The sequence below is a fragment of the Pseudomonas sp. NCIMB 10586 genome, assembly GCF_023127895.1.
In the GTDB taxonomy this organism is placed as follows: Bacteria; Pseudomonadota; Gammaproteobacteria; order Pseudomonadales; family Pseudomonadaceae; genus Aquipseudomonas; species Aquipseudomonas synxantha_A.
Genome location: NZ_SPKQ01000047.1, coordinates 89227 through 114238 on the forward strand (window position 1 = coordinate 89227; position 25012 = coordinate 114238).

Genomic DNA, 25012 nt, shown 5'->3' on the forward strand with positions numbered 1-25012 from the left:
TTGTGGAGAAGCACATGAACACACAACCCCTGCGCGTCGGAATCGGCGGCCCGGTGGGCTCCGGCAAGACCGCCCTGACCCTGGCCCTGTGCCTGGCGCTGCGTGATCGCTATAACCTGGCGGTGGTCACCAACGACATCTATACCCGCGAAGACGCCGACTTTCTGGTACGTAACAAGGCACTGGCGCCGGAGCGCATCATCGGCGTGGAGACCGGCGGCTGCCCGCACACGGCGATTCGCGAAGATGCTTCGATCAACCTTGAGGCCGTGGACCAGCTCAACCGCCGCTTTCCCGGCCTGGACCTGATCCTGGTGGAGTCCGGCGGCGACAACCTGTCGGCCACCTTCAGCCCGGAACTCTCAGACCTGACCATTTATGTGATCGATGTGTCCGCTGGTGACAAGCTGCCACGCAAAGGCGGGCCCGGTATTTGCAAATCCGACTTGCTGGTGATCAACAAGATCGACCTGGCCCCGCTGGTGGGCGCCTCGCTGGAGTTGATGAACAGCGACACCCAGCGGATGCGCAACGGCAAACCCTTTGTGTTCAGCAACCAGAAAACCGGAGTCGGCCTGGACGACATCGTCGCCTTCATCGAACGCCAGGGCTTGCTGACCGCCGCCTGATCAACCCATAAGGAACCTGTCCATGAGCCTCAACAAACTCTTCGCCGCTGCCGCGCTGCTGCTGGCCCCTGCCCTGGCCTTCGCGCACCCTGGCCACGGCGACAATGGCCTGGTGGCCGGCATCAGCCATCCCTTGGGCGGCCTCGATCACTTGCTGGCCATGGTTGCGGTCGGCCTGTGGGCGGCCCAACAGAAAGGCGTCGCGCGCTGGGCACTGCCATGCACCTTCGTCGGCACCATGCTGATCGGCGGGGTGTTGGGTTTTGAAGGGCTGCAATTGCCGGCGCTGGAAAGCGGGATTGCCGCTTCGGTGCTCGCCCTGGGCCTGGCCGTGGCACTGGCGGTGCGGCCGCCGCTGTTCATGGCGGTGGGTGCCACGGCATTGTTTGCGTTGTTTCACGGCGTGGCCCATGGCCTTGAACTGCCGGACATGACCAGCCCTTGGGCGTATGCCATTGGGTTTGTGGGTGCGACCGCGGCGTTGCATGCCGCCGGTTATGCAGTCGTGCGCTTTTTGCCAGCGGCTGCGGCACCCTTGGTGCGGGTGGCCGGGGCGGCTTCGGCAGCGACTGGGGTGTGGTTGTTGGCGGGCTGATCGTCAGCGACTGCAAGGACCTCATCGCAGGCAAGCCAGCTCCCACATTTGAGAGGGTTCACACTTCAAAAATGTGGGAGCGGGCTTGCCCGCGATAGTGCCAGTACAAACACCACCGATCCCAAGCCTGCTACCATGCGCGGCAAACACCCCTGCCGTGACGACGCCAGCCAATGCCCATCGCTTCCCCCTCTTCCCTGACGCCTGTGCTCACGCACTTCCATGACCTGATCGTGCCCCTCTGGCAAGGTCCGGGTTGGAATGCCGACCTCGCACTGCCCTTTGAGGCACTGGATGCCGATCATCAACCATTGCCCCCACAACGCTATCGCGCCATGGCGTGCGCCCGGCAGCTGTACCTGTTCGCCAGCCTGATCGGCGAGCCAGGTGCGGCCTTTGCCGATGAACGGGCGGCGGCGCTGTTCCGCTCCCTGCAGCGGCACTTCCATGATGCCGAGCACGGCGGCTGGTTCTACAGCATCGACCCGGCCGGCCAACCGCTGGACAAGCGCAAGGACCTCTACACCCACGCGTTCATCATCTTTGCCTGTGCCCATTACTGGGCCAAGGTGCGTGAACCCTTGGTGGAGTCAGTGCTCAACGCCGCACTGGAAGTTGTGGCTCAACGCTTTTCCACAGGCGATGGCTTGTATGAGGCCGTACTTGAGCGCAACTGGGCCTCGCTGAAATCCGGCCCGTTGCAAAACCCGCTGATGCACTTGGCCGAGGGCTTCCTCGCCACCCTCGCGGTACGCGAGGACGCGCAGGTACAAGCCGCACTGCTGGCACTGGCGACGGCCATGCAGCAACGCTTCATCGACCGCGAGCACGGCGTGATGCTGGAGAAACCGCTGGGCGCTGTGGATAACTGGTTTGAACCAGGGCACCAGTTCGAATGGTTCTTTTTGCTGGAATCCTCAGAGGTGCTGCGCGGCACGCCGCTGCATGCATCACTGACACGGGCGTTTGACTATGCCGAGCAAAAGGGTGTGGATAAGTTAAGCGGTGCGGTCAGTGGCATGTTGGCACTCGATGGCACGGTGCGCGACGGCACTCAGCGCATCTGGGCCCAGGCGGAATACCTGCGAGCACTGACCTTGCGTCCCGGCAGCGAGACGGTGCTGCAACGTCAATTGCTGGCGCTGCAACAGCGTTTTCTGCATGCAAAGGGCTGGCATGAATGCCTGGATGCCGACGGTAAGGTGAGCCGGCGGGATATGCCTTCTACCACCCCTTATCATTTGGCGACTTGCTATCAGGGTCTGGTCCAGCATCTGGGCTGACCTGCAAGGCCCCATCGCAGGCAAGCCAGCTCCCACACCTTAATGTGCGAACCCAATCAATGTGGGAGCTGGCTTGCCTGCGATAGCCTCACCTCGGTCTAACAGACGTTATGCAATCCACTTGCGATCGCCCGTAAAACTGATCGTCAACCAACGCGCCGCATCCGGCGTGCCCAGCCCTGTGGATATCTCTTCGCGCAACCTGTCGAGGGTCGCGACCTTATCCACTGGGTAATCGGCCGGCAGCACTACATGAATCTCGATAAACCGCGCCCGCCCGTGCTTCTGCACATAGGACACGTAGTCATCGAAACCATGCCTGGCCTGCGCCGCATCCATCACTTCGCGTACTTTATCGTCCAGGTGATCCGGCGCGATCCCCAGCACTTCACGCAACGCCGGGCGCAGGATCTTGAACGCTGGCGCCAGCATACTCAGGGCCAACAGGATCAAAATCAGCGGGTCGACGTACACCGCCCATTCGCCATAGCCCTGGGACTTGAGCAGCAGTGCGGCAAGGAAGCTGATCAGCAAGCCCACCGACAGCATTGCGTCCACCAGCCAACTGATGTTGTCGAACTGGATCAGCGACGATTTAAGCGTGCGGTTGCGGTAGCGCACATAAAAGAAGTAGGCGAACTCCACGACGGTAAACACCGCCGCATAAATGATCACCAGCCCCAACTCGATCTCGCGCCCGCCGTTGATGATGCCGAACACACCATTGAGGAACGCGTAGATGGCGATCAGCAGCAGGAAGCTGCCTTCGATCAACAGCACCATCGGTTCCAGGTGCCAATAGCCGAACTGGAAGCGCTCGTTGCTTTTCTTGGCGATCAGCTTGGCCGTGATCAGCATCAGCACCTTGATGGCGGTGGCGATCAGCGAGAAAAAGCCGTCGAATAAAATGGATTGGGCGCCGGATATGACACCCGTGACAATCCCGGCGATCGCCACGGCGAACATCAGGATGGTCGATTGTTTGAGCAGTGCCTGCTCACCTCGGTTACTCACATTTCCTCCTGTCAAAACCTTTAAACCGCACAGTGCGGAGGGTTTTCAGGAGCGGAGTGTACCTTATGGCCTGTTTTTGGCCGATTTACCGCTATCGGGGCAAGCCCCCTCCCACACTTGATCTGCGAACCCGATCAATGTGGGAGGGGGCTTGCCCCCGATGCAGGCGACGCGGTCTAAGGCCCTATTTGGCCCCCCGCTCAATCGCAAACCCAGCCCAGGTCTGGCTCACAGGCATCAGCTCCAACCGGTTGATATTCACGTGCGCCGGCGTATTCATCACCCAGAAAATCGTGTCGGCAATATCCTGCGGCTGAATCGGCTCGGCACCTGCGTAGGTGGCGTCATAACGCGCCTGGTCACCGCCAAAGCGCACCAGCGAGAACTCGCTCTCGCAAAGGCCCGGCTCGATGTTGGTCACACGCACGCCAGTGCCTTGCAGGTCGCAACGCAGGTTCAGCGAGAACTGCTTTACGAACGCCTTGGAGCCGCCATACACATGGCTGCCGGGGTACGGGTAGTTACCGGCGATGGAACCCAGGTTGATGATCCCCGCACCCCGGCCATGAGCAATCAGGCGCGGCAGCAGCAGGTTGGTAGTGGTCAGCAGGCCCTTGATATTGGTGTCGACCATGGTTTCCCAGTCGTCGAGGTCGCACTTGGGGGCCGGATCAGTGCCCACGGCCAGGCCAGCGTTGTTGATCAGGCCACGCAGTTTGGCGAACGACGGCGGCAAGTTGGCGATGGCCTCCTCCATGCCTTTGCGATCGCGCACATCCACCACCAGGCCATGCACTTCGGTCTGCCTGGAAAGTTCTTCGACCAAGGCATTCAAGCGCTCGGCACGACGACCGGTGAGCACCAGTTTCCAGCCGGCTTCGGCAAAACGACGGGCACAGGCCTCGCCGAAACCTGAAGTAGCGCCAGTAATGAATAGCGTGTCGGACATGGTGTTCTCCTTGAGTGCATCGGGGAAAAAAGTTGCCAGCAGAATGCCCTTCCGCCGCGGCTGCGGCAACCGCTACGCACGTAACTTCACACGCAACTGTGCGTTTTTTAACCACCCCAAGCAAAGCCTTATAAAACGTGGCCTGCAGCCATATGCGCGCAGGTTATCCACAACTGCGCCCACAGTCTTTGGGGGCAAGTGCAAATCGCTCGAAGCCACTGTGTACAAGGCTTGCAGGCGTTTTTAGAAAGTTTTTTGCTTGACCTTGGCTGGGGCGTATGTAGCCCCTGAAAAATTCGGAAAAACGCAACGATGGCTTCAGGCCAGTCATTCCGGCCCCTGCGGGCGTCTTTCCAGAGTTTAGTCACAGACTTATCCACAGGCTGGATGGACATATTCCGGTCATATACCTGTGTCTTTAAACAGGTTGACAAAGCCGGTAGAGGGTCGAGAAAAAGCCGCCGATCAAAAAACAACCACAACGCTACAGGCCCCGTATTCAAAGGCTTTCAGCCAAGTACACCCACGTTACCCACAGCCGGTTCCACAGTGGATGGGGACAAGTCAAAACTGTGACAAAACAGGGATTTGCGGCGGCTATATGTCGCGCTTTGGAGGTGGGCTGGATTTGTTTTCCACAATTTGGTGGAGGGCTTGTTGACACCGCAAAAACAAATGTGGGAACCGGGCCTTGGGTGGGAGCTGGCTTGCCTGCGATGCAGCCACCTCGGTATGCCAGCTAAACCGAGGTGATGCTATCGCGGGCAAGCCCGGCTCCCACATAAGGCCAGGTTCCCACAGGGGTGATGTGTCTGGACTTGAGGTCAGTGACCGCCCAGGTAGGCGTTGCGCACTTCCTCGTTCACCAGCAGCTCTTTACCGGTGCCCGTCAGGCGAATCTCGCCATTGACCATCACATACGCCCGATCCGACAAGCGCAGCGCATGGTTGGCGTTCTGCTCCACCAGGAAGATGGTCATCCCGGTAGACGCCAGCTCGCGCAGGGTAGAAAAGATCTGCTTCACCACAATCGGCGCCAGTCCCAGGCTTGGCTCGTCGAGCAGCAACAGTTTGGGCCGGCTCATCAGCGCACGAGCGATGGCGAGCATTTGCTGCTCGCCGCCGGACATGGTCATGGCGCGCTGGTTACGCCGCTCCTTGAGCCTGGGGAACAGCTCGAACATGCGTTGCATATCCTCGCTGGCAAACTTGTCGCCAATGGGGATGGTGCCCATCAGCAGGTTTTCCTCGACGGTCATGTCGGGGAACACCCGCCGCCCTTCCGGCGACTGCGCAATGCCGTTGGAGGCGATGTAGTGGGAGGACTTGTGGGTAATGTCGACGCCGTTGTACAGAATCTGCCCCGACTCGGCCCGAGGCTGGCCGAAGATCGACATCAGCAGCGTGGACTTTCCCGCGCCGTTGGAGCCGATCAGGCTGACGGTTTCGCCTTCGTTGATGTGCAGCGAGACTTTCTTCAACGCCTGGATCGGGCCGTAGAACACGTCCAGGTCCTTCATTTCGAGGATAGGTGCGCTCATACCAACTCCTCTTCGTCCGCGCCCAGGTAGGCGGCGATCACTTTCGGGTCGTTGCGGATCGCGTCGGGGCCGCCTTCGGCGATCACGTTGCCGTGGTCCAGCACCACAATGTGGTCGGAAATACTCATCACCATGCCCATGTCGTGTTCGATCAGCACCACCGTGAGGTCGTGTTCGTCGCGCAGCAGGCGAATCATCGCGCTGAGGGCTTCGGTTTCCTGAGGGTTGAGGCCCGCTGCCGGTTCGTCCAGGCAGATGATCTGCGGCCGCGTGCACATGGCGCGGGCGATCTCCAGGCGGCGCTGCTGGCCGTAGGAGAGCTCGCCAGCCAGGCGGTTGGCGCAGTCCACCAGGTCCACAACCTCCAGCCAGTAGAACGCACAGTCCAGGGCATCACTTTCAGCCTTGCGGTAGCCCTTGGTATTGAGGATGCCCGCGAGCATGTTGCGGTTGACCCACATGTGCTGGGCCACCAGCAGGTTTTCCAGCACCGACATTTCCTTGAACAGGCGAATGTTCTGGAAGGTCCGTGCCAGGCCGGCGCGGTTTACCAGGTGGGTGCCGCCGAACATCTTGTAGTACACGCGGCTGAGGAAGCTTTTGGGCGATACGAAGTCGGTGGCCTCAAAGCGCTCACCCAACAACTGGATGACGTTGGTTTGCTTGCCGCGCACGTTGAGTTCGATCTTGCCGCCGCTGGCTTTGTAAAAGCCGGTGAGGCAGTTGAACACCGTAGTTTTGCCGGCGCCATTGGGGCCGATCAGGGCAAATATCGAGTTGCGTTCGACCTTGAGGCTGACATCGCTCAGGGCCTTGATGCCACCGAAGTGCATCATCAGGTGTTCGACAGATAGCACGACTTCCTTGCTCATGGCGCTACCCCCTTGCGTGGCGTCACACCGGTGCGGCTGATCCGAATCAAGCCACGCGGTCTCCAGATCATCATCACCACCATCAACACGCCAAACAGCAGCACACGGTATTCGGAGAAGCTGCGCAGCAATTCAGGCGCCACGGTCAGCACAAACGCCGCAATCACCACGCCCACCGTCGAGCCCATGCCGCCCAACACCACGATGGCCAGGATCAACGCCGACTCGAAGAAGGTAAACGACGACGGATTGACGAAGCCCTGGTAACTGGCAAAAAACACACCCGCCAATCCGGCAGTGGAAGCCCCAATGGTGAACGCCGAGAGCTTGACCAATACGTGATTCAGGCCCATGGAACGACAGGCGATTTCATCTTCACGCAAGGCTTCCCAGGCGCGACCGACCGGCATACGCGTGAGGCGATGCTTGATGTACAGCACGGCCAGCACCACCAGAAACAGCACGATGTAGATGAACATGAACTTGATGTTGGGGTTGTAATCAATGCCGAAGAACTCGTGGAACGGGATGCCGCCATCTTTGGCACGCTTGCCGAACTCCAGGCCCAGGAACGTCGGCGAAGGCACCGGCATACCGTTGGGGCCGCCGGTGAACGACAGCCAGTTGTTGAGCACCAGGCGAATGATTTCACCAAAGCCCAGGGTCACGATGGCCAGGTAGTCACCGTGCATTCGCAGCACCGGGAAGCCGAGTATGCACCCCGCCAGTGCCGCCGCGATTGCCGCCAGCGGCAGCACCGTCCAGAACCCCAGGCCGAGGTATTGGTAACCCAGCGCCAGGCCGTAGGCACCGATGGCATAGAACGCCACGTAACCCAGGTCGAGCAGGCCCGCCAGGCCCACCACGATGTTCAGGCCAAGGCCAAGCAACACGTAGATCAGCCCGAGAATCACCACGGTCAGCAGGTATTTGTTGGCGAAGATCGGAAACACGATGGCGATCACGATCAGCGCCGGGATGATCCAGCGCAGCCGCGACTTGTAGCCCGGTGGCAGCACATGCACGCCCGAGCCGCTGCTTTCAAAACCCTGCAGAATCTTCACGCCCTTGGGGGTTTGCAGGAACAGGCTGAGGGCAAAGCGTCCGGCCATCACAATGGCGACCAACGTGGCAACGCGCAGCGGCTCCAGGTTGAAGCTGTAGCCGTCGAGCACTACGCCGACGATGGGCCCGAACACGATCAGCGAAATCAGCCCGGCGAGGACCGTATCGACCACACTTTTCTTGATATCGATAGATTTGGCAGCAGACATGTTTACACCTTCGCCACGAGTGGGCGACCAAGCAGGCCCTGGGGACGGAAAATCAGAATCACCACCAGCAGGGAGAAACTGAACACGTCTTTGTAGTCAGAGTTGATCAACCCCGAGAACAGCGACTCGGAGATACCAAGGATGATCCCGCCCAGCATCGCCCCAGGCAGGGAGCCGATGCCGCCGAGTACCGCAGCGGTAAACGCCTTGATGCCGATGATGAAGCCGGCATAGAAGTCGAAGGTGCCGTAGTTGAGGGTGATAAGCACGCCGGCCAGGGCAGCCATGGCCGCGCCGATGACGAACACGTAGGAGATCACCCGGTCGGTGTTGATGCCCAGGATCGAGGCCATCTTGCGGTCTTGCTGGGTGGCGCGGCACATGCGACCCAGCTTGGTGTACTTGATGATGTAGGTGAGCAACGCCATGCCGGCGAATGCCGCCACTAGGATGAACACTTTGGTGTAGGTCAGTTGCACGAAGCCAGTGCCGATATCGACGCGCCAGGCGCCGGCCAGCAGGGTCGGGATACCTTGTTGCTTGGCGCCCTGGGCGATCTGTGCGTAGTTCTGCAGGATCAGCGAGATGCCGATGGCGCTGATCAGCGGAGCCAGTCGGGTGGAGTTGCGCAACGGTTTATAGGCGACCCGTTCAATGACCCAACCGTACACGCCAGTGACGACCACGGTGAAGATCAAGGTGCCGAGAATGAGCAGCGGGAAGGATTCGATGCCGAAGTAAGCCAGCAGTGCCAGACTGATCGCCGCGAGGTAAGCGGAAATCATATAAACCTCGCCGTGGGCGAAGTTGATCATGCCAATGATGCCATAGACCATTGTGTAGCCGATGGCGATCAGGCCATAGACCGACCCGAGGGTCAGGCCGTTGACCAGTTGCTGCAGGAAAATACCATCCATAACGCAATCTCACGCGGTGAGCACCTGCACACCTGTCGGTGTGCGGCGCTTCTGGAGGAAAAAACAGATCTCAATAACAACACCGTTCCCCTGTGGGAGGGGGCTTGCTCCCGATTTCGGTGGGTCAGTCATGCATGTGTTGGCTGACACTGCGCTATCGGGAGCAAGCCCCCTCCCACATTGGAACTGTGATGCTCAGCCTTACTTCTGTTTTTCCAGCTGATGGTACTTACCGTCCTTGTCCCACTGGTAAACCACATAGTCAGAGACTTTCAGGTCACCTTTGCCGTCCCATTCCTTCTTGCCCATTACCGTCTGCACGGGGTTGGCCTTGAGCCACTTGGCCGCGTCTTCGCCCTTGTTGGACTTGGCACCGTTGAAGCCGGCGGCCAGGGCCTGGATCGAGGCGTAGGCATACAGGGTGTAGCCTTCAGGCTCGGTGCCGTTCTTGCGGAACTCTTCCACCACGGTCTTGCTGTCTGGCAGCAGGCGCGGATCGGCGCCGAAGGTCATGTACACGCCATCGACGTACTGCGCGCCGCCGGCGGTGGCTACCAGTTCGTCGGTGACCACGCCGTCATCGGACATGAACTTGACGTCTTTCAAGCCCGCTTCACGGATCTGGCGAACCAATGGGCCGGCTTCCGGATGCAGGCCGCCGAAGTACACGACGTCGGCGCCCAGGGAACGGATCTTGGTGACCAGGGCGCTGAAGTCTTTTTCGCCACGGGTCAGGCCCTCTTCCAGCACCGGCTTGACACCGCGCTTGGTCAACTGGGCTGCGGTGGCGTCGGCCAGGCCTTTGCCGTAGGTGTCCTTGTCGTTGATCACCGCGACTTTCTTGCCCTTGAGCACATCGACGATGTAGTCGCCGGCGACGATGCCTTGCTGGTCGTCACGCCCGCACATACGGAACATGGCGCCCAGGCCGCGCTCGGTGACCTGTGGATTGGTGGAGCCTGGGGTGATGGCGATGATGCCGGCTTCGTCGTAGACCTCAGACGCCGGGATGGTGTTGGACGAGCAGAAGTGCCCGACCACACCGATCACCTTGTCCTGGTCCGCCAGGCGGTTGGCCACGGCCACGGCTTGCTTGGGTTCGCAGGCGTCATCGCCGGCAATCAGCTTGATCTGCTCGCCGTTGATGCCGCCGGCCTTGTTGATAACGTCGGCTGCCGCCTGGGCACCCTTCATGTACTGCTCACCGAAAGCGGCGTTGGCACCCGTCATCGGGCCCGCCACACCAATTTTCACATCAGCTTGAACAAACGTAGAAACACCCAGCGCCGCTGCAACGGCGAGGGCCAGAAAACCTTTCTTGTAAAACGTCTGGGACATGAGTGGTGCTCCGATATTTTTGATTTTTGGCACGACAACTTGCATTCAAACTTTTCACTGAAAGCTCAGAGCAAGCCGCGTGCCATTACTTTTTTATTCTTCAAAAAGACACGGTGTCATTGTTATTACAGGCGTTTCGGCGCCTTTTGCCAGGACGTGCAACCGTCTAGCCCCGATAGGTGCAACCAACGAACCAAAAAAGTACAACCCCGCCAGGTCGCAGCTGCAACCAGAGGGATAAACGACAGTTCCTACACCTGTAACAACGTGCGTAACGGAACTGCACATTTACAGTGCGTGATTGCTACGCCTTGCACCAATACAGATGGGTAGCCTGCTAAGAAAAAGCAGGCTTTTGAGCGGTATTTCGCTGATCAGATCACGATCCTCAGACATTGCCCGGCGTGATACAGCGAGAATCCTGCTTCATACAGGCAACTGCGCAGACCTGCACCCGCCAGTGGCTGCATCGGTGCAAAGGGGATCGGCAAGGCCTGGGGATTCTGGTGACACAGATAGTCGGCAAACGCCTTGCCGACCACACTGCCGGTGGTCACACCGCGCCCGTTATAGCCGGTGACTGCGACCAGGCCAGGGGCGGGTTCGAACAGGCGCATCAGATGGTCTGGGGTAAACGCGATGCAGCCGGTCCAGGTGTATTCCCACTGCACCGATTTGAGATACGGGAAGTAGTGCTGCTGCACCCGATCGGCCCACGCCTTGAGGAACCAGGCAGGTTTCTGGTTGCCATTGCCCAGGCTGCCAAGCAACAGACGGCCATCGGCATCGCGACGGATGCTGCTCAGTACCTGGCGCGTATCCCACGAGCCCTGGCCACCGGGGAGGATTTGCCGGGCGGCATCATCGGTCAGCGGCGCTGACGCCACCTGATAGTAATAGCCGGGGAAAAAATTGCGCCGCAACTCGGTCCATTCGCCTTCGGTGTAGGCGTTAGAGGCGATCACCACCTGAGCGGCCTGCACCGCGCCCTCGGCGGTCTGCACCGACCAATCGGCACCTTGGCGCTCAAGCTGGGTGACCGGGGAATGGTCAAACAACTGCCCGCCCAGCGCTGCGGCGGCATTCGCCAAGCCCGTGGTGTAGGCCATGGGGTTCAGGGTGCCGGCCCGTCGATCGAGCAAGGCGGCGGAGATTTTTTGGGTGCCGGTGGCTTGCTCACACGCCTGCCCGGTGAGCAATTCGACCGGCGCACCACGGCGCTTCCATTGCTCTTCACGACTGCGCAAATCCGCCTCGCCACGGGCGTTGTGGGCCATGTGCAAGGTGCCCTCGCGGCGCAATTGGCAATCGATCTTGTATTTGTCGATCAGGCTGAATACCAGGGCCGGCGCTGCGCCCAACATGCGGTTGAGCTGGCTGCCAACCGCCGTGCCAAACCCGGCTTCGATCTCATCTGGCGGGATCCACATGCCGGCATTGACCAACCCGACGTTACGCCCCGAACCGCCATGGCCGGTGCGATGGGCCTCCAGCACGGCAACGCTTTTACCCTGCTCCAGCAAATGAATGGCCGCCGACAAACCGGTGATACCGGCGCCGATCACGCAGACATCCACCTTGAGCGCGCCCCTGAGCGCGGCACGATCCGGCCGGCCGGGGGTGAGGTGTTCCCATAAACATGTTTCGCGTAGTGCCATTGCCAGACTCCGATGAGACCTAACAAACAACTTTTCAGAATTGAAAATCTGATCAAATGTGGGAGGGGGCTTGCTCCCGATAGCGGTGGGTCAGCTACAGATTTGCTGACTGAAACACTGCTATCGGGAGCAAGCCCCCCCACATTTTGATCTCACTTCGACGCGTGGGCTCAGTCGAAGGTAATGCCTTGGGCCAGAGGCAATTCCAGCGAGTAGTTCACGGTATTGGTCTGACGCCGCATATACCCGCGCCACGCATCAGAACCCGACTCTCGCCCGCCGCCTGTCTCTTTTTCACCGCCAAAGGCCCCCCCGATCTCCGCGCCGCTCGGGCCGATATTGACGTTGGCAATCCCGCAATCACTGCCCACCGCCGACATGAATTGCTCGGCTTCACGCACATCCGTGGTGAAGATGCATGACGACAGCCCCTGTGGCACCGCGTTGTTCAAGCACAGGGCTTCGGCGAAGTCGGTGTAGCCGACCACGTAGAGAATCGGCGCGAAGGTTTCCGTACACACCACGTCGCTTTGCTCGGGCATTTCCACAATTGCCGGCGAGACGTAGTAAGCGTTGGGGAATGTGTCTTGCAGTTGGCGCTTGCCGCCGAACACCTTGCCGCCTTCGCTCAAGGCTTGCTCCAGGGCGTCCTGCATGTTGTCAAAACCCTGCTTGTCGATCAGCGGGCCGATCAGGTTGCCTTCCAGCGGGTGGCCAATGCGCACCTTGGAATAAGCAGCCTTGAGGCGGGTGACGATGTCCTCCTTGACCGACTCATGGGCGATCAGCCGGCGCAAGGTGGTGCAGCGTTGGCCGGCAGTGCCGACGGCGCTGAACAGGATGGCGCGCACGGCCATGTCCAGGTCGGCGCTTGGGCCGAGGATCATCGCGTTGTTGCCACCCAGCTCAAGAATGCTACGGGCGAAGCGCGCCGCGACTTTCGGCGCCACTTCGCGGCCCATGCGCGTACTGCCGGTGGCACTGATCAGGGCCACACGCGGGTCGTCCACCAGCGCGGCGCCGGCGTCGCGGCCGCCGATGATCACCTGGCTCAGGTACTCGGGAGCATCATCAAACTTGCTCAATACGCGCTCGAACAGCGCCTGGCACGCCAGGGCGGTGAGCGGGGTCTTTTCAGAGGGTTTCCAGATCACCGCGTTGCCGCACACCAATGCCAGCGCGGTGTTCCAGGCCCATACGGCAACCGGGAAGTTGAAGGCGCTGATCACCCCGACCACGCCCAGCGGGTGCCAGGTTTCACGCATATGGTGGCCTGGGCGCTCGGAGGCAATGGTCAAGCCGTACAACTGTCGGGACAGGCCCACAGCGAAGTCGCAGATGTCGATCATTTCCTGGACTTCACCCAAGCCTTCCTGGGTGATCTTGCCGGCTTCCCAGGAGACCAGTTCGCCCAGGTCGGCCTTGTATTGGCGCAGTACGTCGCCAAACTGGCGCACCAGCTCGCCACGCCGTGGCGCCGGCACTTTGCGCCAAGCCTCAAATGCATGCTCGGCACGACTGACCTGTTGCTCCACCTCGGCAGGGCCTTCCCAGTGCACACTGCCGATACGGCTGCCATCAATCGGCGAATGCACGGGCTGTTTGCCCGCCTGGTACAGCGCCGGGTTTACCCCGAGACGATCAAGCAATGCGGCAACCATGGGTCACTCCTTCAATCTGCATACAAAAATTCGCGCCGCAATATGCACGGCGATCCTGGCCCTATTTGTAGCTGGCCCAAGACTTGCCAACAAACGACGATTAGGCGAGATATCATTCCGTTTATTCATGCAAAGAATAAAAAGAGGCAAGCCGTGCTGAACAAAAGACATTTGCCGTCGATCACCGCTCTGCAGTGCTTCGAAGCCGCCACCCGCCACCTGAGCTTCACCCGCGCCGCCGAAGAGCTGAACCTCACACAAAGCGCCGTGAGCAAACAGGTGGCGCAGTTGGAAGAGTTGTTGCAGCACCTGCTGTTTCGCAGAGTGCGCCGCCGCTTGCAGATGACCCCGGCGGGCGATCTGTACCTGGTGGAAGTGCGCAAGATCCTCACCCAGGTGGAGATGTCTACCCATTACCTGCGCTCCTACGGAGGCGAGACCGAAGTGCTGCGCGTGTCCACGCCCTATACCTTCGGCGCGCGCTGGCTGGTGCCGCGCCTCAAGGGTTGGCGCCTGCGTCACCCGCAGATCCACCTGGACCTGTGCAACGAACAGCAGCCGGACGAGCTGCTGCAAGGCAAGGCTGACATGGCGTTCTATTTCGGCCAGGGCGCACGCCCGGGTACCGAAAGCCTCAAACTCTTCAGTGAAGAGCTGGTGCCGGTATGCGCGCCGGAGAGCCTGCCGGCGCAGCCTTTCACCGACCCCACGCAACTGAGCGACCTGGTGTTGCTGCAAAACGCCTCGCGGCCCCAGGGCTGGCATGACTGGTTCGCCAGCCAGGGCTTCCACACCGAGCACAGCTACCACGGGCCGCGGTTCGACACCTTCTATATGTGCATTCGGGCCGCGCAAGTGGGTTGTGGCGTGGCGCTGTTGCCGCGCTTTCTGGTGGAAGAGGAATTGGCCGAGGGCAAGCTGGTGATTCCCTGGCAACATGCGATGCCGAGCCAGGATGCGTATTACCTGGCTTATCCGGAGCATTCGGCGGAGGTGCCGAAGGTCAGGGAATTTGTGAAGTGGATGCTTGAGCAGGTTATTTAGTGCCTGGAATACCGCTATCGGGAGCAAGCCCCCTCCCACATTTGGAACGCATTTCAACCTGTGGGAGGGGGCTTGCTCCCGATAGCGCCAGTGGCCGTGGCAAAAAAATCACTGGCAAACCGACCCACGTGTATGCGCCACTAGCCCCCTTCCTTAATTGTGCGTAAAGGCCGGCGCCCATCGCCGAGCCGTCTGGAGATTCCCGTTATGAGCGAGAGTGTGTTTGCCGATCGCATCGTGCAGAACCTGCTCGACACCGACTTCTACAAGCTGACCATGATGCAGGCGGTGCTGCACAACTACCCCAATGTGGAAGTTGAATGGGAGTTCCGTTGCCGCAACAGCGAAGACCTGCGCCCGTACCTGGCGGAAATCCGCTACCAGATCGAGCGTCTCGCCGAATTGAGCCTGAGCCCGGATCAACTGGGTTTCCTGGAACGCATCAGCTTTATGAAGCCGGATTTTTTGCGCTTCCTCGGGCTGTTCCGTTTCAACCTGCGCTATGTGCAGACCGGTATCGAGAACGGCGAGTTGTTTATCCGCCTGCGCGGACCGTGGCTGCATGTGATCCTGTTTGAAGTGCCGATGCTGGCCATCGTCAGCGAAGTGCGTAACCGCTATCGCTACCAGACCGTGATCCTCGAACAGGCCCGCGAACAGCTGTACCGCAAGTTCGATTGGCTGACGGCCAATGCCGCCAGCGATGAACTCTCGGAACTGCAAGTGGCCGACTTCGGCACGCGCCGCCGCTTCTCGTACCGCGTGCAGGAAGAAGTGGTAAGCGTGCTCAAACACGACTTCCCAGGGCGCTTTGTCGGCACCAGCAACGTGCACCTGGCTCGCGAATTCGATATGAAACCGCTGGGTACCATGGCCCATGAATGGATCATGGCCCACCAGCAACTCGGCCCGCGCCTGATCGACAGCCAGATCGCCGCCCTGGATTGCTGGGTACGCGAGTACCGTGGCCTGCTGGGCATCGCCTTGACCGACTGCATCACCACGGACGCCTTCCTCGGTGACTTCGACTTGTACTTTGCCAAGCTGTTCGACGGCCTGCGCCACGACTCCGGTGATCCGATTCAGTGGGCGGAAAAAGCCATCGCTCACTACCACAAGCTGGGCATCGAGCCGATGAGCAAGACCCTGGTGTTCTCCGACAGTCTGACGCTGCCCAAGGCGTTGGAAATATTCCGCGCGTTGCGGGGTCGGATCAATGTGAGCTTTGGTATCGGCACCAACCTCACCTGCGACATTCCGGGGGTGGAACCGATGAGCATCGTGCTTAAAATGACCGCCTGCAATGGCCAGCCCGTCGCCAAGATTTCCGATGAAGCGGGCAAGACCCATTGCACCGACCCGAATTTTGTCGCCTATTTGCGTCACGTTTTCAAAGTACCTGCCCTATCCAGCAAGGAGTGAAGCATGCAAGCCGTACAGCGTGAGATTGCGCAGCAGCTCAAGGTGCAAGCGCCGTTCAAAGACCAGGCCGCACTGGAGGCAGAAGTCGCCAGGCGCGTAGCCTTTATCCAGGACTGCCTGCGCAATTCCGGGCTCAAGGCCCTGGTGCTGGGCATCAGCGGCGGCGTCGACTCCCTGACCGCAGGCCTGTTGGCCCAACGTGCCGTGCAGGAACTGCGCGCCAGCACTGGCGATGAGGCTTATCGTTTTATCGCCGTGCGCCTGCCCTATGAAACCCAGTTCGACGAACACGAAGCCCAGGCTTCGGTGGACTTCATCGAGCCGGACGAGCGCCACACCGTCAACATCGGCCCGGCGGTCAAAGCCCTGGCCAATGAAGTAGCAGCGTTTGAAGGCAAGGCGGCGGTGTCCCGCGACTTCGTACTGGGCAACACCAAGGCGCGTATGCGCATGGTGGCGCAGTACACCATCGCCGGCGCGGCCAGTGGCCTGGTCATTGGTACCGACCATGCGGCGGAAGCGGTGATGGGCTTTTTCACCAAGTTCGGTGATGGTGCCTGCGATCTGGCGCCATTGAGCGGGCTGGTGAAAAACCAGGTGCGAGCGATTGCCCGGCATTTTGGTGCGCCCGAGTCACTGGTAGAGAAGATCCCGACGGCGGACCTGGAAGACTTGTCGCCGGGCAAGCCGGACGAAGCGTCACATGGCGTGACCTATGCAGAGATTGATGCGTTCCTGCACGGTGAGCCGGTGCGTGAGGAGGCGTTCAGAATTATCTGCGAGACGTATCGCAAGACTGAGCACAAGCGGGTGATGCCGTTTGCGCCGTGAGGTAGACCGCCATCGCAGGCAAGCCAGCTCCCACACTTGACCGAGTTCCAACATGAGAATGCGGTCGAATGTGGGAGCTGGCTTGCCTGCGATGAACGATAACGCGGTCTTACTTCAGAACCACAGTGCCTTTCATCATCGAGATGTGGCCTGGGAACGAGCAGAAGAAGCTGTACTTCTCATCGGCTTTAAGCTTGGAGACGTCGAAGGTCACCGAGTCTTTCTCGCCAGCACCAATGATCTTGGTGTGGGCGATGATGCGGTCATCACCGGCTTTCAGATAATCCTTATCGATACCTGCAGCCATACCGTCAGTAGCCACAGGCTGCATGTTGGCTTCAGTGGTCAGCACCCAGTTATGCCCCATCACGTTCTTGGGCAGGTTGCCCGAGTGAGTCAGCTCAACGGTGAACTGCTTGCAGCTCTTGTCGATGGTGATTTCTTTGGTATTGAAAGACATCTGGTCGGTGGAGTCGACAGTGACCTTGCACTCTGCAGCAAGCAACTGGCCGCTAGCCAGAGTCAGCAGGGAAACAGCAACGAGTTTGGCGAACATGTGAATCTCCAGGGCAGGGTTAGAAAACGCGTATTGCGACAAGGGTGCCTCAAGCAGGCTTAGTTTCTTATGATCTGCATCAACAGATTGTATACAACTTTAGGCTATCAGGTTGATCAACACAATCAACCAGCCAAACTGCCGCACCCTGCCTATGATCGCCCCATCACTCACGGGAGTTCATGCCATGCACCTCAATCACCTGTTCAACGGCCTGCTGGCCGCCTACGCCTGCGGTAAGTGAAAGCAAAGGGCACCCTGAAGCTGCTACCATGACGACCCAAGGCAGCTGCGCGCCGCCTACCCTCACCTTCGACCCTAGAGGATCGCCCATGGCCAAACCTAATTACTCCTTCGCCAAACGTCAGAGAGACTTGGCAAAGGAACAGAAGAAAGAGGAAAAGCTGCAACGCAAGAAAGCCGCTGCAGACGAAGAAGCCGGCGCGCTGAACCCGGATGCGGAAGGTGAAGCAGCAACTGACGAGACCGAAACCCCGAAAGACCCGGCTGAATAAATTTTGTTGGGGTGAGCAGGCCCTCCCTGTTCACCCCAACCCACCGCTACTCCAGCGGCATCACCGTCACCCGCACCTCCGGGTCATGGCTCCCTCCTCCCAGAATTACCCCACGCAACGGCGACACATCGGAGAAATCCCGGCCCCAGGCCAGGGTGATGTGCTCCAGTGCCGGCTGCACATTGTTGGTCGGATCGAAATCCACCCAGCCCAACCGCGGGCAGAACACCGAGACCCACGCATGGGACGCATCGGCGCCGATCAGCCGTGGCTGGCCGGGCGGTGGCTGAGTCAGCAGGTAGCCGCTGATATAGCGCGCCGCCAGGCCCCGTGAGCGCAGGCAGGCGAGCATCAGGTGGGCGAAGTCCTGGCACACACCGCGACGACGCTCCAGCACCTCCACCAGCGGCGTGGCGACCTGAGTAGCTTCGGCATCAAAGGTGAATTCGCTGAAAATCTTTTGCATCAACGCCTGCACGCCGACCAACAACGGCTCGCCAGGCGGGAAGCAGCTTTCAGAGAACTCGACGAAGGTTTTTTTCAGATGCACGTAAGGCGATTCGAAGCGATAGCGGCAGGCTTCAATCACCTCCATCGACAGCGCCTGGCTGCTGTAGGTAAAACTGTCACGGGTGCGGTCCCACGCCGGCGATTGCCCCAGATCCAGCGCGGGTCGCGCCAGCACTTCCACGGTCAACCCGGCATTGACCAGCAGCTCATCATGAGGACGCTCGAACGCCAGGCGCGTGATCGGGTTGCCAAACACGTCCAGCTCATCACGGCGTGAAGAGGGCGGCGGGCTGATGTCCAGGGTTTGCCAGGTGCAACGCTGCCACGCACACGGCCGTGGCCACAAATGCGCCAGCTGCTGGGCCAGGGACACCGGGCTGTCGTAGTGGTAATGGGTATCGTGAAAAATCTGATAGCGCGCACTCATCACACCGACACCGTTTGCTGGCTGACATCATCCACATGGGCAAAATGGCGCAGCGCCAGGCGATCCGACACTTGCCCGCTCTCATCGGCGACCGCTTGCAGCAGGTCGGCCAGGCCATCCAGCGCGGCACGCACGCTGGGCTCGCCAAACAACGGGTTCTCCAGGCACCCCAGGTCAAAGCGCCCCAGGCGCTCCACCAACGGCGCGAGGCCGGTTTCCCTGGGCACCCCAAAATCATCATTGAGGCGACGCACGGTACGGCTCACCAGTTTGAGCTGGAACAGCACCGCATGGGGATTCTGCTCATCGAGCAACAACAGGTCGAGCACCGGGATCAGCTGCGGCACCGCCAGGTAGCGCGAGCGATAGGTGATGCTGCTGTTGCCCAGCTCCAGCAACCACTCCAGCCCCGCCTGATCGAACACCGCCACACCGCGCAGGAACGCTGCCAGGCTGGTACTGAGAAATTGCAGACGCTCAATGCGCCGGCCCATCATCAAAAAGCGCCAGCCTTCATCGCGGGTCATATCATCCAGGGCAAACCCGGACAGCGCCGCCAAAGACATCACCAAACGGTTGAGAAAATCCAGCAGCTCGCCGAAGTCCGGGGCCTGGCTTTCCAGCTCCATGGCTTCGCGTTGCAGCTCCACCAGGGCCTGCCAGTTTTCCCGCGACAGCTTGCCGCGTACCTGGGACGCTGCCCACTGCAAGCGCTGCAAATTGGCGCGCAGGCTTGAGGGCCAGTCATCACCGAGCAAGGCCGCGAGCAGACGCTCCGGTAGCTCGCCCTCCTCCGGCAACAGGCGCAGGCTTTCTCCAAGTTCGACCGCCGCCTGCAATGCCAACGGATCGTCGCCGTCGACATAACGCGCCAGCACAACGCGCAGCCAGCGCGCACTGTCATCGCAGCGTTCGCAATAACGGCCAAACCAGAACAGGTTTTCCACCACCCGCGACGGCAGATACGGGTCGCGGCGCACCAGATCATGGACGCCAATGGCGCGCTGGGCACGCCACTGTTCACCAGCGCTGGCGCGCTCGCCGAGCACCCATGTGTCCTTGCTCGCACCGCCGCGTTGCATCGACACCACTTCGGCATCGGCGTCGGCGGCCACACGGGTCAGGCCACCGGGCAGCACGCGATACCCTTCATCGCTGGCTACTGCGTACACACGCATCCCGATGGCGCGGTGTTGCAGATGATCTTCTTCGGTATGCCACACCGGCGCCTGGGACAACTGCGCCAGCTCCTGGGCGACATAGGCGTAAGGCCGCGCGCGCATCCGCTCGGCCAGGGCCTGGCGTTGTTGTTCATTCAAATCACGACCGAACACCGGGGCGAAACTTTGCGAAGGAAACGCCGGCTTGATCAACAGTTCCGGGAGCTTCTCCAGTGCCTCGGCCAGCACCGGTGCCTCGCCGCACCACCAGGTGGCAATCGACGGCAGGATCAGCGCTTCACCGAACAGGAACTCGTTGATCTTCGGCAGGAACCCCAACAAGCCCGGCGACTCCAGCACGCCGCTGCCCAAGGCATTGGCCACCAGCACATTGCCTTGGCGCACGGCGTCAAGCAGGCCGGGCACGCCCAGGGCCGAGTCGGTACGCAGCTCCAGAGGGTCGCAGAAATCGTCATCCAGGCGGCGCATGATCGCGTGGACCCGGCGCAGACCGCTGAGGGTTTTCAGGAACACCGTGCTGTCGCGCACGGTAAGGTCGCCGCCTTCTACCAGTGGGTAGCCGAGCTGGCGGGCGAGATACAGATGTTCGAAATAGCTTTCGTTGAAACGCCCCGGCGTGAGCAGCACGATCAGTGGCGGCTGGTCATCGCCGGGCGCCTGGCGGGCCAGGGTTTCCTGCAAGGTGCGAAAAAAACCGGTGAGGTGCTGCACCTGCAAATCACGGTACAGATCCGGGAAGGCGCGAGACACAATGGTGCGGTTTTCCAAGGCGTAGCCGGCGCCCGACGGCGCCTGGGTACGGTCGGCGGTGACCCACCAACGGCCATCGGGAGTACGCGCCAGATCCACGGCGTACAGGTGCAGAAAAGCACCGTCCGGCGGCTGGATACCCTGGCACGGCCATAAAAAGTTGTTATGCCCAAATACCAGCTCGGCAGGCAACAGCCCCTCTTTGATCAGGCGTTGCGGACCATAGAGGTCGGCGAGTACCGCATTGAGCAGACGCGCGCGCTGGGCGATACCGGCCGACAACTGCCGCCACTCATCAGCGGCCAGCACATGGGGCAGCAGGTCCAGCTCCCACGGGCGATCAGCGCCCTTGGGGTCGGCGTAGACGTTATAGGTCACGCCGTTTTCCTGGATCTGCCGCGTCAGCAACGCCTGGCGCTGGGCCAATTGTGCGGGTGTACTGCGTTGCAGATGGTCGAGCAGGCGCTGCCAATGGGCACGCACCGCGCCGCCGGCGTCCAGCAGTTCGTGATAGGTGCCCGCGGTCAGCGGGTAACGGTCGAGCAAGTCGGACATGGAACGCTCGGCAGAGGCAAGGGAAGTCAGGTTAACTCAAATTCACTACGATCCAATGTGGGAGCTGGCTTGCCTGCGATAGCGGTGTGTCAGTCACCAGAACTATCGACTGAACCACCGCTATCGCAGGCAAGCCAGCTCCCACACTTGGATCATGTTCATTCCTTATTTTTTGTAAAACGCCGCAAATCCAGGGTCATTGGCAATTCACCGTTCACCACTACAGTCGGCACCACAAGCTTGCCAGGGCTATGCCCCAACCGGAAAAACCGCGCCATCCGCCGGCTCTCTGCCTCATTGGCATTGACCGGCAAGCTGTCGTAATTGCGCCCGCCCGGATGCGCCACATGGTATTGGCAGCCACCCAGCGAGCGCTGCATCCAGGTGTCGAGCAGGTCGAACACCAACGGCGCATGGACTGCAATGGTCGGTTGCAGGCAGTTGGCCGGTTGCCAGGCGCGGTAACGCACACCGGCAACAAACTCTCCCACCCGACCGGTGGGTTGCAGCGGCACGGGTATGCCGTTGCAGGTCAGCAGATAGCGCTGCGCCGGCAGGCCACTCAACTTGACTTGCAGGCGCTCCAGGGACGAATCCACATAACGTACCGTGCCGCCTACCGCGCCCTCCTCGCCCAACACATGCCAAGGCTCCAATGCCTGGCGCAGTTCCAGTTCGATACCGCTGACGGCGTAATCACCCACTTTGGGAAAGCGGAACTCCAGATGCGCGGCAAACCACTCGGCCCGCAGCGGATAACCGGCAGCGTTGAGCTCGACAATGACGTCGGCAAAGTCCTGTTCGATAAAATGCGGCAACAAAAAGCGGTCATGCAGTTCGGTGCCCCAACGCGCCAGCTTCGGCGGCGCATAAGGTTCGCGCCAGAACCGTGCGACCAGCGCGCGCAGCAGCAATTGCTGAGTCAGGCTCATGCGCGCATGGGGTGGCATTTCGAAAGCGCGCAACTCCAGCAGGCCCAGGCGGCCGGTGGCACCCTCCGGCGAGTAGAGTTTGTCGATACAAAATTCGGCGCGATGGGTGTTGCCGGTCACGTCGATCAGCAAGTTGCGCAACAGGCGGTCCACCAACCACGGCGGGCATTCCTCGCCCGGTGCCGGCATCTGCGCGAAGGCGATTTCCAGTTCATACAGCGCATCGTTGCGCGCCTCATCCACCCGTGGCGCCTGGGAGGTCGGGCCGATAAACAGGCCGGAGAACAGGTAGGACAGCGACGGATGGTTATGCCAGTAGCTGATCAGACTGCGCAGCAAATCGGGGCGACGCAGGAATGGTGAGTCCTTAGGCGTCGCACCGCCGAGGACGAAGTGGTTACCACCGCCGGTGCCGGTGTGGCGCCCGTCGATCATGAATTTCTCGGTAGTCAGGCGGGTTTGCCGGGCTTCTTCGTAAAGAAATTCGGTGCGTTCCACCAACTCATCCCAGGTGGCGGATGGCTGCACGTTGACCTCGATCACACCCGGGTCCGGCGTCACGCGAAAATTGCTCAGGCGTGTGTCGGCGGGTGGCTCGTAGCCTTCCAGCAACACGGGGCAATGCAGTTCCTGGGCGGTGGCCTCGATGGCCGTCACCAGCTCCAGATAATCCTCCACGCGTTCCAGCGGCGGCATAAACAGGTACAGGCGTCCTTCCCGCGCTTCAGCGCACAGCGCAGTGCGGGTCAGCCAATCGGCGGATTCGTCGACCTTTGGCACACGCTCATCACTTGGGGCCGGCTCGTCGTGGCTGTGCAACTGCGCGGTCGTGGGCAGCTGCGGCTGATCCTGGTTCGGGTCGGTCGGGTGTATGAACGGATACTCCGCCGCTGTCACCCACGGCTGCGAAGCCAACGGCAGCCGATAACCCAACGGCGAATCGCCCGGCACCAGGCGGCAGTGGTCATCGCGCAAGTACCAGCGCCCACTCTGCCAGCGATCATTGGCGGCGGTGCGCGCCAACGGCAGCACTTGGCCGATGACCTTGTCCAGGCCCTGGACGAAGACTTTGCGCAGGCGTTCGCGCTCCAGTTCGTCGCTTAAGCGCGGGTCCTGGGCGCTAACGTTTTGCGGCAGTGTGCCTTCGCGCCACAGGTAGTAGAAGTTGTCCTCAAAGGCAGGGAACACAAAGCGCGCCGGCAACTTCAGACGCTCGGCGACGCTGGCCAGGAAACGTCCGGCCATCGCGCCGTCAGCCCCATAGTCCTCTTGCTCATCGGCGATCAGCGCACTGTTGTGCCAGACCGGCACCCCATCGCGGCGCCAGTAGCAATTGAGCGACCAACGCGGCAGTTGCTCGCCGGGGTACCACTTGCCCTGGCCGAAATGCACCAGGCCCTGGGGCGCATAGTGCCGGCGCAGGCGCTGGAACAGCTCGGCGGACAGGCGACGCTTGTCCGGCCCCAGGGCGGCGGTGTTCCATTCGGCGCCGTCGGGATCGTCGATGGACACGAAAGTTGGCTCGCCGCCCATGGTCAGGCGCACGTCATGCTTGAGCAGGTCGCCGTCAATCTGTCGGCCCAGGGCCTGGATCGCCAGCCATTGTTCTTCGGTGTAGGGCTTGGTTACCCGAGGGGCTTCCCATATACGCTCCACCGACATCTCATGAGTAAATTCGCATTCGCACGGTTCCACCAACCCACTGATGGGTGCGGCAGACGATGGATCGGGGCTGCAGGCCAATGGGATATGCCCTTCACCGGCAAATAAACCGGAGGTGGCATCCAGGCCGATCCAGCCGGCGCCGGGCAAATACACTTCACACCAGGCGTGCAGGTCGGTGAAGTCCACTTCGGTGCCGGAGGGGCCGTCGAGGGCTTTGACGTCAGCGGTGAGCTGAATCAGATAACCAGAGACAAATCGCGCCGCCAAGCCAAGATTGCGCAGCAATTGCACCAACAGCCAGGCCGAGTCGCGGCAGGAGCCGGAAGCGTTTTCCAGGGTGAATTCCGGGGTTTGCACGCCCGGTTCCATGCGGATCAGGTAGCCGATATCGGCGGCCAGGCGCTGGTTCAGCCCAACCAGGAAATCCACCGCAGGCAAGGGTGTGCGGTCAATACCGGCCAGGTAGGCGGCAAACCTTGGCGTCAGCGGCAAGGTTTCCAGGTACGGCGCCAGCTCGCGCTGCTCATCGGCGGCGTAGCTGAAGGGGATTTTTTCGGCGTAGGGTTCCAGGAAAAAGTCGAACGGATTGAACACCGCCATCTCGGCGACCAGATCGACTTCGATGCGCAGTTGGTCGGTTTTTTCCGGGAACACCAGGCGCGCCAGGTAATTGCCCTGGGGGTCTTGCTGCCAATTGATGAAATGCTGCTCGGGCAGCACTTTCAGCGCGTAAGACAGGATCCGCGTGCGGCTATGGGCTGCCGGGCGCAAGCGCACAATTTGTGGGCCGAGTTCGACAGCACGGTCGTAGCGGTAATGCGTAACGTGGTGCAACGCGACATGTATCGACACGGCGGCCTCCTGCGAGCCTGGGCATGAGTACAACGCGCGCA

At 60.8% G+C, this 25012-nt stretch carries 20 protein-coding genes; 7 read left to right on the forward strand and 13 right to left on the reverse strand.

What is annotated here, in order from left to right:
• Window positions 1-14: 14 nt before the first annotated feature.
• The 3 genes from ureG (at window position 15) to E4P01_RS22650 (ending at window position 2507) form a co-directional block, all read left to right on the forward strand.
• Entirely contained in the window at window positions 15-629 is a 615-nt protein-coding gene (gene ureG / locus E4P01_RS22640; protein WP_005784294.1) for an urease accessory protein UreG, read from the forward strand.
• 22 nt (window positions 630-651) lie between these two features.
• Entirely contained in the window at window positions 652-1224 is a 573-nt protein-coding gene (locus tag E4P01_RS22645) for a HupE/UreJ family protein (protein WP_032878162.1), read from the forward strand.
• A gap of 173 nt (window positions 1225-1397) precedes the next feature.
• Window positions 1398-2507 (forward strand): AGE family epimerase/isomerase, encoded by a 1110-nt coding sequence (locus tag E4P01_RS22650; protein ID WP_216090666.1) that lies wholly within the window; start codon window positions 1398-1400, stop codon window positions 2505-2507.
• Window positions 2508-2615: 108 nt separating this feature from the next.
• Here E4P01_RS22650 and E4P01_RS22655 read toward each other — a convergent pair whose 3' ends face one another.
• The 9 genes from E4P01_RS22655 to E4P01_RS22695 form a co-directional block, all read right to left on the reverse strand.
• Window positions 2616-3521, reverse strand: a complete 906-nt coding sequence (locus E4P01_RS22655) for a cation diffusion facilitator family transporter (protein ID WP_005784289.1) — start codon at window positions 3519-3521, stop codon at window positions 2616-2618.
• Between the two features lie 184 nt (window positions 3522-3705).
• Window positions 3706-4470, reverse strand: coding sequence for an SDR family oxidoreductase (locus tag E4P01_RS22660; protein WP_032878165.1), 765 nt, complete (start codon window positions 4468-4470; stop codon window positions 3706-3708).
• Window positions 4471-5294: 824 nt separating this feature from the next.
• A complete protein-coding gene (locus E4P01_RS22665; RefSeq protein WP_005784287.1) occupies window positions 5295-6011 on the reverse strand; it encodes an ABC transporter ATP-binding protein in 717 nt (238 codons plus the stop codon).
• Window positions 6008-6883, reverse strand: coding sequence for an ATP-binding cassette domain-containing protein (locus E4P01_RS22670; RefSeq protein WP_005784285.1), 876 nt, complete (start codon window positions 6881-6883; stop codon window positions 6008-6010). The genes E4P01_RS22665 and E4P01_RS22670 overlap by 4 nt, the downstream gene beginning before the upstream one ends.
• Window positions 6880-8157, reverse strand: a complete 1278-nt coding sequence (gene livM, locus E4P01_RS22675) for a high-affinity branched-chain amino acid ABC transporter permease LivM (protein WP_216090665.1) — start codon at window positions 8155-8157, stop codon at window positions 6880-6882. Before livM ends, E4P01_RS22670 begins: the two co-directional genes overlap by 4 nt.
• A gap of 2 nt (window positions 8158-8159) precedes the next feature.
• The gene (locus tag E4P01_RS22680; RefSeq protein WP_003188099.1) at window positions 8160-9074 is read right to left on the reverse strand and encodes a branched-chain amino acid ABC transporter permease; all 915 of its coding nucleotides are present in this window, start codon (window positions 9072-9074) and stop codon (window positions 8160-8162) included.
• A gap of 201 nt (window positions 9075-9275) precedes the next feature.
• Window positions 9276-10412, reverse strand: coding sequence for a branched-chain amino acid ABC transporter substrate-binding protein (locus tag E4P01_RS22685; protein ID WP_078820153.1), 1137 nt, complete (start codon window positions 10410-10412; stop codon window positions 9276-9278).
• Between the two features lie 374 nt (window positions 10413-10786).
• Complete coding sequence (locus tag E4P01_RS22690) at window positions 10787-12070, reverse strand: FAD-binding oxidoreductase (RefSeq protein WP_032878169.1); 1284 nt, start codon at window positions 12068-12070, stop codon at window positions 10787-10789.
• Window positions 12071-12240: 170 nt separating this feature from the next.
• Window positions 12241-13731 (reverse strand): aldehyde dehydrogenase family protein, encoded by a 1491-nt coding sequence (locus E4P01_RS22695; RefSeq protein WP_078820152.1) that lies wholly within the window; start codon window positions 13729-13731, stop codon window positions 12241-12243.
• Between the two features lie 153 nt (window positions 13732-13884).
• On the opposite strand from E4P01_RS22695, the gene E4P01_RS22700 reads away from it, so the two are divergent.
• The 3 genes from E4P01_RS22700 to nadE all read left to right on the forward strand — a co-directional run bounded on the left by E4P01_RS22700 (window position 13885) and on the right by nadE (window position 17028).
• Window positions 13885-14775 carry a LysR family transcriptional regulator gene (locus tag E4P01_RS22700; RefSeq protein ID WP_078820151.1) on the forward strand — a complete coding sequence of 297 codons (891 nt, stop codon included), beginning with the start codon at window positions 13885-13887 and terminating at the stop codon, window positions 14773-14775.
• Between the two features lie 207 nt (window positions 14776-14982).
• Window positions 14983-16197: a nicotinate phosphoribosyltransferase gene (pncB, locus tag E4P01_RS22705; RefSeq protein WP_005784275.1), complete on the forward strand. Its 1215-nt coding sequence runs from the start codon at window positions 14983-14985 to the stop codon at window positions 16195-16197.
• 3 nt (window positions 16198-16200) lie between these two features.
• Window positions 16201-17028 (forward strand): ammonia-dependent NAD(+) synthetase, encoded by an 828-nt coding sequence (gene nadE / locus E4P01_RS22710; RefSeq protein WP_078820150.1) that lies wholly within the window; start codon window positions 16201-16203, stop codon window positions 17026-17028.
• Window positions 17029-17137: 109 nt separating this feature from the next.
• Here the strand turns inward: nadE and azu are convergent, their stop codons facing one another.
• Complete coding sequence (gene azu, locus E4P01_RS22715; RefSeq protein WP_216090664.1) at window positions 17138-17584, reverse strand: azurin; 447 nt, start codon at window positions 17582-17584, stop codon at window positions 17138-17140.
• A 332-nt stretch (window positions 17585-17916) separates the two neighbouring features.
• Here azu and E4P01_RS22720 point away from each other — a divergent pair, with 332 nt between their 5' ends.
• Window positions 17917-18099, forward strand: a complete 183-nt coding sequence (locus E4P01_RS22720) for a hypothetical protein (protein ID WP_005784271.1) — start codon at window positions 17917-17919, stop codon at window positions 18097-18099.
• Between the two features lie 46 nt (window positions 18100-18145).
• On the opposite strand, the gene E4P01_RS22725 is transcribed toward E4P01_RS22720, so the two are convergent.
• The 3 genes from E4P01_RS22725 to E4P01_RS22735 all read right to left on the reverse strand — a co-directional run bounded on the left by E4P01_RS22725 (window position 18146) and on the right by E4P01_RS22735 (window position 24971).
• Window positions 18146-19036, reverse strand: a complete 891-nt coding sequence (locus tag E4P01_RS22725; RefSeq protein WP_078820148.1) for a transglutaminase family protein — start codon at window positions 19034-19036, stop codon at window positions 18146-18148.
• On the reverse strand, window positions 19036-21522 hold the full coding sequence (locus E4P01_RS22730) for a circularly permuted type 2 ATP-grasp protein (protein ID WP_216090663.1): 2487 nt from the start codon (window positions 21520-21522) through the stop codon (window positions 19036-19038). Before E4P01_RS22730 ends, E4P01_RS22725 begins: the two co-directional genes overlap by 1 nt.
• Before the next feature lie 158 nt (window positions 21523-21680).
• Entirely contained in the window at window positions 21681-24971 is a 3291-nt protein-coding gene (locus E4P01_RS22735) for a transglutaminase family protein (protein WP_216090662.1), read from the reverse strand.
• Window positions 24972-25012 lie beyond the last annotated feature (41 nt).

Bases quoted from the DNA above. Each gene is read 5' to 3' on its own strand.
- E4P01_RS22680 (WP_003188099.1), bottom strand. From the start codon at position 9,074: ATGGATGGTATTTTCCTGCAGCAACTGGTCAACGGCCTGACCCTCGGG.
- azu (WP_216090664.1), bottom strand. From the start codon at position 17,584: ATGTTCGCCAAACTCGTTGCTGTTTCCCTGCTGACTCTGGCTAGCGGC.
- livM (WP_216090665.1), bottom strand. From the start codon at position 8,157: ATGTCTGCTGCCAAATCTATCGATATCAAGAAAAGTGTGGTCGATACG.
- nadE (WP_078820150.1), top strand. From the start codon at position 16,201: ATGCAAGCCGTACAGCGTGAGATTGCGCAGCAGCTCAAGGTGCAAGCG.
- ureG (WP_005784294.1), top strand. From the start codon at position 15: ATGAACACACAACCCCTGCGCGTCGGAATCGGCGGCCCGGTGGGCTCC.
- pncB (WP_005784275.1), top strand. From the start codon at position 14,983: ATGAGCGAGAGTGTGTTTGCCGATCGCATCGTGCAGAACCTGCTCGAC.
- E4P01_RS22665 (WP_005784287.1), bottom strand. From the start codon at position 6,011: ATGAGCGCACCTATCCTCGAAATGAAGGACCTGGACGTGTTCTACGGC.
- E4P01_RS22730 (WP_216090663.1), bottom strand. From the start codon at position 21,522: ATGTCCGACTTGCTCGACCGTTACCCGCTGACCGCGGGCACCTATCAC.
- E4P01_RS22685 (WP_078820153.1), bottom strand. From the start codon at position 10,412: ATGTCCCAGACGTTTTACAAGAAAGGTTTTCTGGCCCTCGCCGTTGCA.
- E4P01_RS22650 (WP_216090666.1), top strand. From the start codon at position 1,398: ATGCCCATCGCTTCCCCCTCTTCCCTGACGCCTGTGCTCACGCACTTC.
- E4P01_RS22695 (WP_078820152.1), bottom strand. From the start codon at position 13,731: ATGGTTGCCGCATTGCTTGATCGTCTCGGGGTAAACCCGGCGCTGTAC.
- E4P01_RS22645 (WP_032878162.1), top strand. From the start codon at position 652: ATGAGCCTCAACAAACTCTTCGCCGCTGCCGCGCTGCTGCTGGCCCCT.
- E4P01_RS22725 (WP_078820148.1), bottom strand. From the start codon at position 19,036: ATGAGTGCGCGCTATCAGATTTTTCACGATACCCATTACCACTACGAC.
- E4P01_RS22660 (WP_032878165.1), bottom strand. From the start codon at position 4,470: ATGTCCGACACGCTATTCATTACTGGCGCTACTTCAGGTTTCGGCGAG.
- E4P01_RS22670 (WP_005784285.1), bottom strand. From the start codon at position 6,883: ATGAGCAAGGAAGTCGTGCTATCTGTCGAACACCTGATGATGCACTTC.
- E4P01_RS22720 (WP_005784271.1), top strand. From the start codon at position 17,917: ATGGCCAAACCTAATTACTCCTTCGCCAAACGTCAGAGAGACTTGGCA.
- E4P01_RS22690 (WP_032878169.1), bottom strand. From the start codon at position 12,070: ATGGCACTACGCGAAACATGTTTATGGGAACACCTCACCCCCGGCCGG.